The 12,842-nt window shown below is 41.0% G+C and carries 11 protein-coding genes, 1 pseudogene and 1 riboswitch; of the genes and pseudogenes, 3 read left to right on the forward strand and 9 right to left on the reverse strand.

The features are described from left to right. Positions 1-17: 17 nt before the first annotated feature. The 6 genes from BM098_RS02375 to BM098_RS02400 form a co-directional block, all read right to left on the reverse strand. Positions 18-1,109, reverse strand: coding sequence for an alpha-hydroxy acid oxidase (locus BM098_RS02375; RefSeq protein ID WP_089830009.1), 1,092 nt, complete (start codon positions 1,107-1,109; stop codon positions 18-20). A gap of 9 nt (positions 1,110-1,118) precedes the next feature. Beyond that, a complete protein-coding gene (locus BM098_RS02380; protein WP_373863172.1) occupies positions 1,119-1,778 on the reverse strand; it encodes a methionine ABC transporter permease in 660 nt (219 codons plus the stop codon). Then, positions 1,762-2,790 carry a methionine ABC transporter ATP-binding protein gene (locus BM098_RS02385; protein WP_089830012.1) on the reverse strand — a complete coding sequence of 343 codons (1,029 nt, stop codon included), beginning with the start codon at positions 2,788-2,790 and terminating at the stop codon, positions 1,762-1,764. The genes BM098_RS02380 and BM098_RS02385 overlap by 17 nt, the downstream gene beginning before the upstream one ends. A gap of 13 nt (positions 2,791-2,803) precedes the next feature. Next, positions 2,804-3,604 carry a MetQ/NlpA family ABC transporter substrate-binding protein gene (locus tag BM098_RS02390; protein ID WP_089830014.1) on the reverse strand — a complete coding sequence of 267 codons (801 nt, stop codon included), beginning with the start codon at positions 3,602-3,604 and terminating at the stop codon, positions 2,804-2,806. 93 nt (positions 3,605-3,697) lie between these two features. Next, positions 3,698-3,803, reverse strand: a riboswitch (SAM riboswitch). A 90-nt stretch (positions 3,804-3,893) separates the two neighbouring features. Next, positions 3,894-4,682, reverse strand: coding sequence for a carbon-nitrogen family hydrolase (locus BM098_RS02395; RefSeq protein WP_089830015.1), 789 nt, complete (start codon positions 4,680-4,682; stop codon positions 3,894-3,896). Beyond that, complete coding sequence (locus BM098_RS02400; RefSeq protein ID WP_089830017.1) at positions 4,679-5,779, reverse strand: iron-containing alcohol dehydrogenase family protein; 1,101 nt, start codon at positions 5,777-5,779, stop codon at positions 4,679-4,681. Before BM098_RS02400 ends, BM098_RS02395 begins: the two co-directional genes overlap by 4 nt. A 146-nt stretch (positions 5,780-5,925) precedes the next feature. Here BM098_RS02400 and BM098_RS13645 point away from each other — a divergent pair. Both BM098_RS13645 and BM098_RS02405 read left to right on the forward strand, forming a co-directional pair. Then, positions 5,926-6,075, forward strand: a pseudogene (locus BM098_RS13645) (DUF6366 family protein); the annotation flags it as partial. Between the two features lie 182 nt (positions 6,076-6,257). Further along, complete coding sequence (locus BM098_RS02405) at positions 6,258-7,448, forward strand: pyridoxal phosphate-dependent aminotransferase (RefSeq protein WP_089830020.1); 1,191 nt, start codon at positions 6,258-6,260, stop codon at positions 7,446-7,448. 56 nt (positions 7,449-7,504) lie between these two features. On the opposite strand, the gene BM098_RS02410 is transcribed toward BM098_RS02405, so the two are convergent. The 3 genes from BM098_RS02410 to BM098_RS02420 all read right to left on the reverse strand — a co-directional run bounded on the left by BM098_RS02410 (position 7,505) and on the right by BM098_RS02420 (position 11,652). Continuing rightward, a complete protein-coding gene (locus tag BM098_RS02410; protein WP_089830022.1) occupies positions 7,505-8,956 on the reverse strand; it encodes an amidase family protein in 1,452 nt (483 codons plus the stop codon). Between the two features lie 159 nt (positions 8,957-9,115). Further along, entirely contained in the window at positions 9,116-10,909 is a 1,794-nt protein-coding gene (locus BM098_RS02415; protein ID WP_089830024.1) for a DUF4153 domain-containing protein, read from the reverse strand. Between the two features lie 119 nt (positions 10,910-11,028). Further along, positions 11,029-11,652, reverse strand: a complete 624-nt coding sequence (locus tag BM098_RS02420; protein WP_089830026.1) for a cyclase family protein — start codon at positions 11,650-11,652, stop codon at positions 11,029-11,031. A gap of 194 nt (positions 11,653-11,846) precedes the next feature. Between BM098_RS02420 and BM098_RS02425 the strand changes: the two genes are divergently transcribed. Then, the gene (locus tag BM098_RS02425; protein WP_186819676.1) at positions 11,847-12,776 is read left to right on the forward strand and encodes a DUF1002 domain-containing protein; all 930 of its coding nucleotides are present in this window, start codon (positions 11,847-11,849) and stop codon (positions 12,774-12,776) included. Positions 12,777-12,842: the final 66 nt, after the last annotated feature.

The raw sequence follows: 12,842 nt of genomic DNA on the forward strand, positions 1-12,842 counted from the left end.
AAAAAGCGACTCTAAAGTTAGAGTCGCCTTACTTGCGTTTTTGATAAATCAACAAATGTATTTGCGCCAAGTAATTTTAAATTCACTGTTACATCCGTTATTAATTGATCTAGTACGTCTTTTACACCCGCTTCACCACCGGTAAGTCCATAAATGTATGGCCGCCCAATTAAGACACTATCTGCACCTAACAGATAAGCTTTAATCACATCGGTACCGCGCTTAATACCACCGTCAATCAAAAGTGGGAAATCATTACCCACTTTTTCTCTAATCTCAGCTAATACTTCCAATGGTTCAATCGCACTATCAAGTTGCCTGGCGCCGTGATTACTGATAATCACGCCTGCTGCCCCAATACTTTTACAATATTCGGCATCGCTCGGATCGAGGATACCTTTAATAATGACCGGAAGCGACGTCTCGTTAATTAATCGTGCTACTTTGTCAAAAGTTAATGACTGATTGAACAAGATGGCTTGGATTTTTTGTTTAAGCGTTGCGTGATCGTCCTCACTTGTCACATACTTCTCTTTAAAGACTGGATCAGTTAAGAAGTTACGCATACCAGCCCCTTCATCCATCGGAAAATAATCATGAGCTAAGTCAATTTCGCGTCTTCCTAACACCGGTGTATCAACGGTAATGACAAGTCCCTTTGCACCCACTGCTTCCACTCGTCTCACAAAGCTATAAGCCACCTCATCATCACTCGGCCAGTAGAGCTGAAAGTAGTGATCACTCTCAGTTATCACGTCATTTACTTCTTCGATACTAAAACTTGAAACCGTACTTTGGACAAACGGTAAGCCCGAGGCATTAGCTGCTCGCGCACTAGCAAGCTCTCCTGATTCGTGCACAATCGTATGAAAACCAATCGGCGCTAGCATAATAGGTGCATAAATCCTTGATTGAAACAGCTCAACCGATGGATCAACTGTTGTAACATCTCTTAATAACCGCGGAATTAATCGGTAGCGGCTAAACTGTTCAGCATTATATTTAAGACTAACCTCACTACCTGACCCACCCGATAAGTATCCAAAAGCATTCCGTGAAAGGTGTTGTTCGGCGAATATTTCCCATGTCTCTTCGGTTTTTTTCGTCATCGTCTCACCTTAGTCTTTCTTTGCTTTTTGACTCAACACGTTACCGAGTGATTGAATACCTTGAATCAAGATAATCAGAATCACAATCGTCACGTACATCACTTCTGGTTGATAGCGGACGTGACCAAACCGGTAAGCAACATCACCCAGACCACCTGCGCCGACTAAACCAGCCATTGCGGTCGCCCCGATTAATCCGATCACCGCGATCGTAACGCCTAAGATAATTGAGGATTTTGCCTCTCGAATCATCACGTGCCAAATAATATGGAGCGGTTTAATCCCCATCGCTTGATACGCTTCAATCACCCCTTGGTCGACTTCAAGTAAAGAGGATTCCATTAACCGCGCTAAGTAGGGTGCGGTAAAGATCACCAGTGGCACAATGACCCCCTTAACACCCATCGACGTTCCGACAATGACACGGGTAAACGGTAATAACGCAAACAGCAAAATAATAAACGGTACTGAACGAATCGTGTTAATCACAATATTCAGTACCCGGTACAACCAAATATGACCGTTGCCATTCGTTCGACTAATGACAAGGAGCACCCCTAGTGGCAAGCCAATCAGAATTGAGAAAAATAAACTGATGGTCACCATTTGAAAAGTGGCAAAAGTTGCTTCAACAATGGTTATACCCCAACGCTCAATAAATGCCATCATTACTATTTACCTCCCTTACAATCACACCTTGTCCTGTTAAATAATCAATTGCTTTCGTCGTTTCCTTCACTGATCCTTTAACATGTGCCCGTAGTTTTCCAAACGTATGGTCTTTTAGCTCAACAATATTTCCCGATAAAATATTGGTCTCAATCTGATAACGATTTGAAATCACTGATAAGCTAGGACTCTCCGCAGCACTACCAACAAACGTTAAATCAAGAATTGGCCCTTCTATTTGAAGGTCTTTAATAATATGTGTCGGCGTTTGACTTGGAAAAATACTATCAACAAACCGCTTGGTCGTATGGTGTTTAGGTTCTGTGTAAAGATCAACTACCGGACCTTGTTCGATAATTTCCCCTTGTTCCATGACCGCGACGCGGTCACAGATCCGCTGAATCACATGCATCTCATGGGTAATGAGTAAAATCGTAATCCCAAGTTCTCGGTTAATCTTTAGTAATAGCTCAAGAATTTGATCCGTTGTATCTGGGTCAAGTGCACTTGTTGCCTCGTCACTCAACAACACCTCCGGTTCATGTGAGAGAGCTCGAGCAATCGCGACCCGTTGTTTTTGACCACCTGAGAGTTGATTCGGATAAACATCTGCTTTATCACTGAGCCCAACAATATCTAAATATTTTTTCACTCGTGTTTTGATTTCCTTATCAGCAACACCCGTGAGTTTCAGTGGAATCGCAATGTTTTGATAAACAGTAAGGGTCTTTAACAAGTTGAACCCTTGAAAAATCATTCCAATTCGTTGGCGTTTTTTTCTAAGCGCTTCTTTTGATAACGTCACTAAAGAATCACCGTCAATAATCACATCGCCTGATGTAGGCGCCTCTAGTAGGTTAGCCATGCGGACAAGGGTACTTTTCCCCGCCCCGCTATAGCCAATCACACCGTAAATTTCGCCTTTTTTAACTGTTAGGCTCACATCATCTAGTGCCGTGACTTTCTTTTTGCCTGTTTCAAATGTTTTTGTAATATGTTTTAATTCAATCATATTTGTTATCCCCTTACCATGAGGTAACGACAGATCCTTCGAATGTTTCCTCAATAAATTGTTTGACTTCATCTGATTGATAGATATTAACAAACTTTTCAACAACAGGGTCATCGATATTTTCTTCTCTTGCGACAATTAAGTTTACCCAAGGTGAGTCACCTGGTTCAATATAAATCGAGTCTTCGGTTGGAACAAAACCATGTTCAATCGCAAAGTTCGTATTAATCGCAGCCGCAGCAACTTCTTCTAATTGACGTGGAATTTGCGATGCTTCTAGTTCAATAAATTCTAGATCCAATGGATTGTCTTCAATATCAATCACCATTGCCTCAGCTCCAACACCGTCTTTTAAGGTGATGAGTCCAGCATCTTCAAATAACATTAGCGCCCGTGCGCCGTTGGTTGGGTCGTTTGGCACTGCAACTGAATCGCCTTCTTTTAACTCACTCACGTCACTAATACCGGTTGAGTAAATCCCCATTGGAAAGTTGACCGTTGAAGCAACAGCTTCAATCGCATAACCACGATCACTTTTGGCATTATCTAAAAATGGTTGGTGCTGATAACTATTCAAATCAAGCTCACCCTCATCAAGGGCTGTATTTGGAATCACATACTCAGTGAATACTTCAATATTGACTGTTAAACCTTCATCTTCTGCAAGTTCTTTTACTTTTTCTAAAATTTGCTCGTGTGGACCAGCGGTCACACCAACAGTTACTTCATCTTCACTCAAGGCCCCAGTGTCACTGCCACACCCTGCGAGTACGACTAATACGACTAAACCAATTAAACCTAATAACTTTCTCATTGTTTCTTCCCCCTTAATTGTTACCGGACCCCTCTGGAAATTAAAACGCCTCAATTTATCAAGTGATAAATCGAGGCGTTTAATGTTTGTCTCAACTTATCTGTCATCCCTATAAATAGGGTTGCTGGATTTGGCACGAGGACACACGTCTGTTGCCGAGGCTTCAAAGGGCCAGTCCCTCCACCTCTCTTGATAAGATCCGGTCAATATTTTTTTGTTGAGACTTACTTTACACAGTATCGAATAAAAAGTCAACACAATTTTTCAAACTTTTAAAACTTTTCAGTTTTCATTCATCTTTTAAGCGGTACAAATCCGGACGACGATCTTCATAAATCGGAATCTCTCGTCTAATTCGCTTCACCTCAGCCAAATCAATCGCCGCTGTCAATATACCTGTTTGATTGTCTGCTTCACTAATGATTTGCCCCCAAGGGTCAATCACCATCGAATGACCCGCAAATGTATTGTTAGGATCACACCCAACTCGGTTACACGCCACCACATAAACTTGATTTTCAATCGCACGAGCAACCAGTAATGCGCGCCAGTGATCGAGTCGTTGTTCGGGCCATTCGGCCACCACATATAATACATCCACATCTTCTAGCATCTGGGTTTTAATCCATTCTGGGAAGCGAATGTCGTAGCAAATCACGGCCGCAGATTTAACGCCTTGGAGCGTGAAAACGCCGTTGTCCTTTCCTTCTACTAGGAACTTTTCTTCATCCATCAATCGAAACAAATGAACTTTATCATACCAAAAAGTGACCTCACCCTCTCGGGTGATGACTGGGAGTGAATTATAAAACTTTCCTTCACGCCCTGTTGGAACAGAACCGGCAATCACATCAACGTTATATTGTTTCGCCAGTGTTTTAATTGGCGTCAACACATCATAACTAGCAATCTCATCAAGGCTATCTAAACTATACCCCATTGGCCAAAATTCTGGTAACACAACAGTATCAACCTCAGAATCAAGCTGTTTAAAGTGATTGGCCACCGCTTGTAAATTAGCTTTCACATTACCAAACTGAATATCGATCTGAAGACAAGCAATGCGCCGCTTAGTCATTCGCCATCATCCTTTCTTAAACGTAAGACATGTTGTTCTAATTCACTCATCGCATGATGGACGAGGTCGGGTGTGACCTTGCCTAACAAGTGAATCGATTCCGCCTCGCATGTCGCATGTCGCGCGACTTGTTGCCATTTCTCTTCAAGATTTGATTGAATGCCTAAATCAGAAAAACTTGTCGGCAAACCGAGTGCCTGGTAAAACGGCAACAATTGATTGATCTCAGCCCATTCATCAAACAACGATAATTGTACTAAAATACCGTAACTGACCTTATCCCCGTGGAGGTATTGATGCGTTTCTGCTAACACAGTAAGGCCATTATGAATCGAGTGCGCCCCCGAAATTCTCCCGTAATATTCACCGAAGCCACCGACCATGCCACTTGCTAACAGAATTGTATCGACAACTTCAATAAATTGATCGGTAATCTGTTTTGTCTTCTGGTCACTCAGTGCCGCTTCTCCGTGAGTAATCAATACATCATGGCATAACTTCGCCGCCTGTTGACTCACTTTCACCGCAATTGATTGATGCGTTAACGAAGCTACGAGTGGTTTTGCCTCATACCACTTAGCGAGAGTGTCACCAATACCTGCCCGTAAGTAGTCTGTTGGTGTTTGAATCAAAATACCTGGTTCAGCTGCCACCATAAAAGCCGCCTGGTCAAACACCACATAATCGGTAAAGACACCGTCTTCAGTGTAAAACACACTAAGCGGGGTGACCGCGGCGCAGTTTGATGCCAAAGTAGGTACAATAAAATACGGCAACCCCATTGCCGCGGCCGTTGCTTTGGTCACATCAATCACCTTACCACCACCGACGGCAAGGAGATAATCAACCACTTCCGCTTCTGCCTTTTCTTTTAATCTGTCTACTTCCTCACGAGAACATTCCCCGTTATAACGCTCAATCACCACATTTAAGTTTAGTGGGGTAATAAACGGCTCGGCTACGTTAAACGAGGCCGTACCTGTTACGAGTAACCCTTTCTTCAAGCCTTGTGTTTCAATCACTTGTTTCATATCCGTTAAAGCCTCGTCATGATGACGATATATATTTGGTGTGCCCTGTACTTTAATTGCTTCCATCGCTATTTCCTCCCGCTTCACTGTTTTATCTATTGTCTATCAGACTATTATTTATGTCAATCTTTCGAATTTTCTATTTTTATCATGAACATATTTTACAAAACGTGTTACACTAACTATAATCTTTATTCAACCAACATGAGCAAAAAACGTCAGCGACCGGCAATTACCGTGACAGTTTAGATCGCGCCAGTCATGGTAGCCTAAAAGACTTATCAAGTGGCCTTAGCACAAAAGGCTTAGCGCTTGTCATTGTTGGTTTAATTGTGGTCATTTTAGCGATTGTCTTACTCTAATATTTCAATTGATACATAAAGATGTCTCGGCACCTATGGGTGCTTTTTTTGTTTTTTAAACGCCTGGTCGACAAAAGCATTTAATCACTGATACTAGACGAAACCCCCTTGATTCGTTACACTATATCAAAAGTATATCTGTCAGAATTTTAACACATTGACTATTTGAAAGGTGTGAGCACGTGATTTATCCAGCTTCAGATTTACTAAAACGATTACCAACCCAATTTTTTAGCGAGCTTGTAAGTACGGTCCAGCGCTATAAACAAGAAGGCTTTGATGTGATTAACTTAGGTCAAGGTAACCCTGATTTGCCGACGCCTTTTCATATTGTCGAGGCATTAAAGAATGCCGCCTCAGATCCAAGGCATCACAAGTATTCACCGTTTCAAGGCTATCAAGAATTAAAACAAGCGGTGAGTGATTATTATTTACGCGAATACAATGTCACGATTGACCCAGACACAGAAGTGGCGATTTTACCCGGTACAAAGACGGGACTCGTTGAACTAAGTCAATGTCTTTTAAATCCAAATGATACGGTCTTAGTTCCTGACCCAGGGTATCCTGACTACATCTCCGGCGTGAAGATGGCGGAAGCGAATATGATACCGATGCCGCTCGTTGAAGCCAATGATTTTTTACCAGATTATCTCGCGTTACCTAAAGAGGCGCATGCAGCCAAGCTAATGTTTTTAAATTACCCGAATAACCCAACTGGCGCCAAGGCAACCCCACATTTTTTTGAGGAGACGGTTCAGTTTGCGACACAACACAACATCGCGGTTTGTCATGATTTTGCCTATCATACGATTCAGTTTGATGGTGAACAGGCGCCAAGTTTCCTCCAGACACCTGGGGCTAAAGAGGTCGGGATTGAAATGCTTACTCTCTCAAAAGCCTACAACATGGCCGGCTGGCGCATTGGCTTTGCGGTTGGTAATAAAGATATTATTGAAAAATTAGAATTAATCCAAGACCACTTATATGTCAGCATCTTTGGTGCCGTTCAAATGGCCGCTGTAGCTGCTTTAACAAGCAGTCAGTCCGCGACCAAAGCACTGACCGCAACGTATGAGAAGAGACGTAATGTCTTGATTGATGCCTTATCAGCTATTGGCTGGGAAGTGACCAAGCCATCTGGCACTTTTTTCTGTTGGCTTAAAGTGCCAGATGGGTATACATCAGAAAGCTTTAGTCGTTACTTACTCGATAGTGCCAAAGTTATGGTGGCACCTGGCAATGGTTTTGGTGACTACGGGGAAGGTTATGTGCGTGTCGCTTTACTTGATTCAGATACGCGTTTAATTGAAGCCGCAAAACGGATTGAAGCGACAAAAATTTTTAATTCAACAACCACTGTAAATGCATGAGCTGTTATAACGTACTAAACCGCCCACCTTAAAATTCAAGTGGGCGGTTTGTTTTATCATAAACTTATTTGTTCAATCAGTTGACCCACATGGAGTAATTCAACATCTTGGTTTGCTTTCATAATGAACGTGATGCCAACAGGCTCACCTGATGCGCGTTTTAAACCTGGAATTGTAAGCGCTGGATAGCCACTCGCCGCGTACAGTGTTGTCGCATAATTGCTTAGCGTCACGAGTACATCGATAGTTTCAAAGGCTTCGTCGAGTGCTTTTGTCGCCATTTTTTGATGGGTAGCGATCATCTGATCAATTACCTCTTTTGTTAGTTTTGTCTCCATCGCTTGTTTAATTAAATCTTGCCCGTACGGGGCATAGTTTGTTAAATCAGTTTGATTAAACTGATAGATATCTTGTAACGTAAGTGGGACTGTTTCGTCTTTAAAGAACTCACTTACCCCTTCATTAAACTGATAGACTAACACATCGGTTATATCAATCTGATAAGCAGACGCATCAATCAAGACGTCTCGTACGGTAACATCTTGCTGACTAAGTGCAGCTTTTACCTGTGCTAAAAGTGTGTCATCTTCGTTTCGGTAAGCTTCTTTAATCTCGGTTCCATTAAGAAAGCCGAAGCAATAATCCGTTAACGCTTTCGTATGTTGTTTGAGTGTTTCAGTGATCGTCGTCATCGCCTGAAATAGATAAAAACAGTCTTTTACGTTTCTAGCCATCGGACCGGCGGTATCATGCGCTTTGGCAATTGGTATAATCCCAGCTTGTGAGACAGTCCCTAATGTCGGTTTTAAGCCAACGACACCATTTTGACTAGCTGGATAAATAACTGAACCTGCCGTTTCAGTGCCAATAGCCACAGGACTAAGCCCAAGACTTGCCGCCACAGCACTGCCGCTACTTGAGCCACCAACATCATAATCACCAAACGGATTCATCGTCTGACCGCCTCGAGCGGAAAAACCATTGGCACTATCTGTGGTCATAAAGTTTGCCCATTCCGATAAATTCGTCTTCCCTAAAATTAATGCCCCCTTCTTCTTTAACGACTGAATAACTTCAGCATCTTGTTTTGGATAAAAATCTTTTAATCTGACAGCCCCCGCTGTCGTTGGTAAATCAGTCGTCGACACATTATCTTTCACTAGGACTGGGATTCCGTAAAGTGGGTCATGGTCATCACTGTACGCACACTGTTTTGCTTTTTCAACAACCGCATGATTTAAGCTAATAACCGCATGGTAATCCTTATGAAGGACTACCCGGTTATAAAAAACGGCCGCAATATCAGCGTAGCTTACGTGTTGTTCTTTTACTAACATCTGGAGTGTATCAATATCACTCGTGATAATTTTTTTAATGACATCATCCGTTATATTCGCGTCAAGTGGTAAAAGCTCTCCTAACGTCCTTACTACGCTATTTAGCTCCGGTTGTTGATGATATTGTTTGTTGATTTGACTCTGTAAATAATCAGTTGAATTAAAACTCATCTCACCACGTCCTGTTCGTTTAAAGTGTTATGATTAGTGTATCATGACAAGCCTTATTTTCGTACTCATACCAACTAAGCGAAAAAACATCACACATATTGGGCTCACAAAAGTTAAAAAAACCGCAACCCTTTTTGGTTACGGTTTTTCACTTAAACACTAATCATTCGCATGATCTTTAATATCAATCAAAGTAAAGAAGTTCGCATAGTAACGATCCCCATAATAATCGAGGTTTTGAATAATAAGTGTCAGCCTTGCCTGATCTGTTTCGGCAGTATACGTCGCGTCATCGACACTAATTTCTCGGTAATTCTCATTGGCTGATAAGTCGGTAAACATGTCGGTCCCGTCAAACGTGACAAGGATGTTTTCACTAGCATCGACAAGAGTAAAAAGAAACGTTTCTTCATCGACGGTCGTTCGTAATTCATAACGTTGATTATTATGTTCTAACATTGTTATTTTATCTGCCATGGCCGCGTCAACATTATTCATTAATATGTGATCGTAACCTGAAATATTAATTACTTGTTGGTCATTTAAATCCGTATACACTGAAAACCCAAACGATTCAGGCCCACGATCATACTCATAGACAGCTGGGAAACCAAAGATTGTTTCAAAAACACCCGGTGCCATAAGATTTTCTGGTAGATAATCAATTTTTTCAAGTTTATCGAGTTCCTCAAAATGATTAATATATTGAATGATCTCATTCTTGTCTTTTTCAGCTAGGTCAGGTTTAGCAACCACCTCACCTTCAGTCAACATGTTGTTAGCTTCTAAAATCGCCTCTAAACCTGCCTTTTGACTATAGAAGCTTACACTAAACGCATCAACAGGAGGCGTAATCGAAATTAAACCAAAGACGACAAAGATTGGTGCAATCCAACCTGTTTTCTCACGACTCAAAAAACCATAAACAATCGCCACAATGGTCCCAAAAACACCAAAAAGAATAGCAAAATAACGACCGTATGTTACACCAGTATCGGTTAATTTCACAATGGAAGCAATCGTTTGAAATAACACGATTGGCAGTAACACTTTCGGATAAACCCTGGCAAATAGTTCGGCTATTTTCGTCTCAACTTCAAGAGAAAGAATATAGACGAGTAAGACGACAACTGTAAATGAGACGAGTAACGGTTCTAGTAACACTTCAGACCATAAATCCCCCGTAATATTAATCGCAAGATAGATTAAAATAATCCCACTGTAAATTGTCGTTAACGGAATAATAATATAGCTGAGCAATCGGTCAAAAATCGGTGTCGTTGTTGTCAACGACATTAAATTATTTTTCTTTTTCACTTGATCTTTTTTCTGTAGTTTTTGGTCCCTTGCCCCGATATAAACAGGCATCATCGATAAGAACAGTGATGGGAAGAAGAGACTCGCAATCAAGTTAAGGAAATGTAAGTACACATTGCCATCCGTTGTAAAGAGTAACGCATTGATCAGTGCAATAATTAAGCTAATCCCAATGGCTAAAACGATTGAATAGAGTAAGGCAATAAAGAAGTTTTTAAAAATAACAAACACATTCTGACTAAAACGAAATTCACTTTGAATCGTAGGAATCCAAATCATTAATAGTAAACTCATCAGCACAATAACACTCGTTCTAATACCTAATTGGATGGACATAAACTCCGGCCAGCTTTGTAAGAAAAAATAGCCAAGCGTCAGAATAAGCGCCGACCACATCAAGAAAAGTCTTACTTTAATTTGAATGTAAAAGCGTTCATAGAGATGTTCAAAAATAAGACTAAATAAAATTCCAATGACAAACGTGTAACTGAAACGGTACATCTCTCCGTCATTTGATTCAATCATAATCATATTGACAATCGTTAAACTCAAGATAAAACTAAACGCGAGTGGGTAGCGCCCCACTGCTTGAATTGTGTCATTTAATTGTTGTTCTAATCGTTCCATTACTTTCATTTGACTCACCCTCTCAAAAATACAAACTACAAAATAACGGCTAACTATACTTAGACTTACAGTATCCTTTACCCGTAAATCCAGTCATCCATGCTTCCATCTTACTGTTGTTTTTTCATTCAATCTACAATTGGTATGACAAGTGCTCTAACGGGACTGGCGTCCCCACCAACGATTTTTAACGGCACGGCATACAAGTGGTAGTGTCCTGCTGAAACGTCGTTTAAATACAGATTTTCAATAATTGTGATCCTCGCTTTATGAATCGCTAAATGAATCGGTAACGTCTTTGAATTAACCGCGTCGACAGACGGCGCATCGGTCCCAATCAGCTTTATCCCAATAGTTGCTAAATAATCGACTGCTTCAACTGTTAAGAGCGGAAACTGTTCCGGAAAAACAGCTGGATCACGGTCTAGCATATGAAATAACAACCGTGACACACCTGAAAGGTTAAGCTTCTCTAAATTACTCACTGTAACTTTGTCTAAACCTCTCACGTCTACGATCTGACACGTCCCTATCCCTATTGATACATCGAGCTGATCAATGGTTCGCCCATGATTATCATAATGAAACGGGGCATCCATATGGGTACCATTATGAAGGCTAGAGGTAATCTCTCCGATATTCACAGAACCTGTATCTTTCATCGTTGCACTTAGTTTAAAGCGATAAGGTGTGTCACCTGGCCAAGTTGCCCCTTTATTTATTAATGGCATCGTAATATCGATATATGTCATTCAAACACTCCCCTTTATATAATATAAATCACTAGCTATGGAAAGTAGCTTATATAGCTATTGTATCAGAGGAGGCACCAATGACCTATTTTTTGTGTAAAAATAGCGAAAAAAGATACTTTCATTTTAAATTAGGGTAAACTGTAACTGTGTTCTTAATTTAGGAAACAAGCTGAACATGAGGAGGAAAAAACATGACGTTTATAAAAAATATCAAAAAACAACTGGTGGTGACACTGCTTGTTGTTATGGCGTTACAACTAACGGCACCTGTGTTAACGGCTGACGCAGTGACGGATGTGGTTGTTACTTTAGGAGAAGATTTAACCGAGGAACAAAAGGCGAGTCTGTTAGAAGAAATGGACATGGCTGAGGTCAATGAAGACGCGATTGTTTATGTGACCAATGAGGAAGAACATCAATATTTAGGTGACGTTGTTCCGAAGGAACAAATCGGAACCCGGGCGATTTCATCAGCCAAAATTTCACTGCGCGAAGATGAATCTGGCATTATGGTCACAACTGAAAACATAACCTATATTACCTCAAAAATGTACGCCAATGCCCTCGCGACAGCCGGCATTACCGGTGCTGAAATTTACGTAACCGCACCATTTAACGTTTCTGGTACGGGTGCTTTAACCGGGATTTTAAAAGCGTACGAACAATCAACCGGAGAAGATTTAGATGAAGACTTAAAGAAAGCAGCCAACGAAGAAATGGTTATTACCGCCGATTTAGCAGAAGGTGAAGACGTTTCAGAAGACGAAGCGATTGATTTTATCAATAAGATTAAAGAAGAAGTCGACAAACAAAAACCCGAAACAACTGAAGAACTTCGCGCCTTAATTCAGCGTCTCGCTGAGGAGATGAATCTTACTTTAACGGACGAGCAGCTCGACCAACTCGTTAACCTCTTTAATAAATTAAAAGACTTAAACATTGACTGGGACAAAGTGAATGATACGATTGATAAAACGAAAGACTGGATCAATGACTTTGCCGAATCAGAAGAAGGACAAGGGATTATTACCGCAGTAAAAGACTTTTTCAGTGCCCTATGGGACTGGTTTAAGTCCGCCTTTACGAATGAAGAAGAAGCATTAGCTACTAGCTTCAAATAGAAATAATCTTTCAATCATATGACTAAAACTAAAGAAAACAGACAGCATTCATCATCGTGATGGTTC

Source organism: Halolactibacillus halophilus, from assembly GCF_900115605.1.
Classification (GTDB): domain Bacteria; phylum Bacillota; class Bacilli; order Bacillales; family Amphibacillaceae; genus Halolactibacillus; species Halolactibacillus halophilus.

Coding starts and splice junctions, on each gene's coding strand:
- BM098_RS02420 (WP_089830026.1), bottom strand. CDS start 11,652: ATGACATATATCGATATTACGATGCCATTAATAAATAAAGGGGCAACT.
- BM098_RS02375 (WP_089830009.1), bottom strand. CDS start 1,109: ATGACGAAAAAAACCGAAGAGACATGGGAAATATTCGCCGAACAACAC.
- BM098_RS02395 (WP_089830015.1), bottom strand. CDS start 4,682: ATGACTAAGCGGCGCATTGCTTGTCTTCAGATCGATATTCAGTTTGGT.
- BM098_RS02400 (WP_089830017.1), bottom strand. CDS start 5,779: ATGGAAGCAATTAAAGTACAGGGCACACCAAATATATATCGTCATCAT.
- BM098_RS02425 (WP_186819676.1), top strand. CDS start 11,847: ATGACGTTTATAAAAAATATCAAAAAACAACTGGTGGTGACACTGCTT.
- BM098_RS02415 (WP_089830024.1), bottom strand. CDS start 10,909: ATGAAAGTAATGGAACGATTAGAACAACAATTAAATGACACAATTCAA.
- BM098_RS02385 (WP_089830012.1), bottom strand. CDS start 2,790: ATGATTGAATTAAAACATATTACAAAAACATTTGAAACAGGCAAAAAG.
- BM098_RS02380 (WP_373863172.1), bottom strand. CDS start 1,778: ATGATGGCATTTATTGAGCGTTGGGGTATAACCATTGTTGAAGCAACT.
- BM098_RS02390 (WP_089830014.1), bottom strand. CDS start 3,604: ATGAGAAAGTTATTAGGTTTAATTGGTTTAGTCGTATTAGTCGTACTC.
- BM098_RS02410 (WP_089830022.1), bottom strand. CDS start 8,956: ATGAGTTTTAATTCAACTGATTATTTACAGAGTCAAATCAACAAACAA.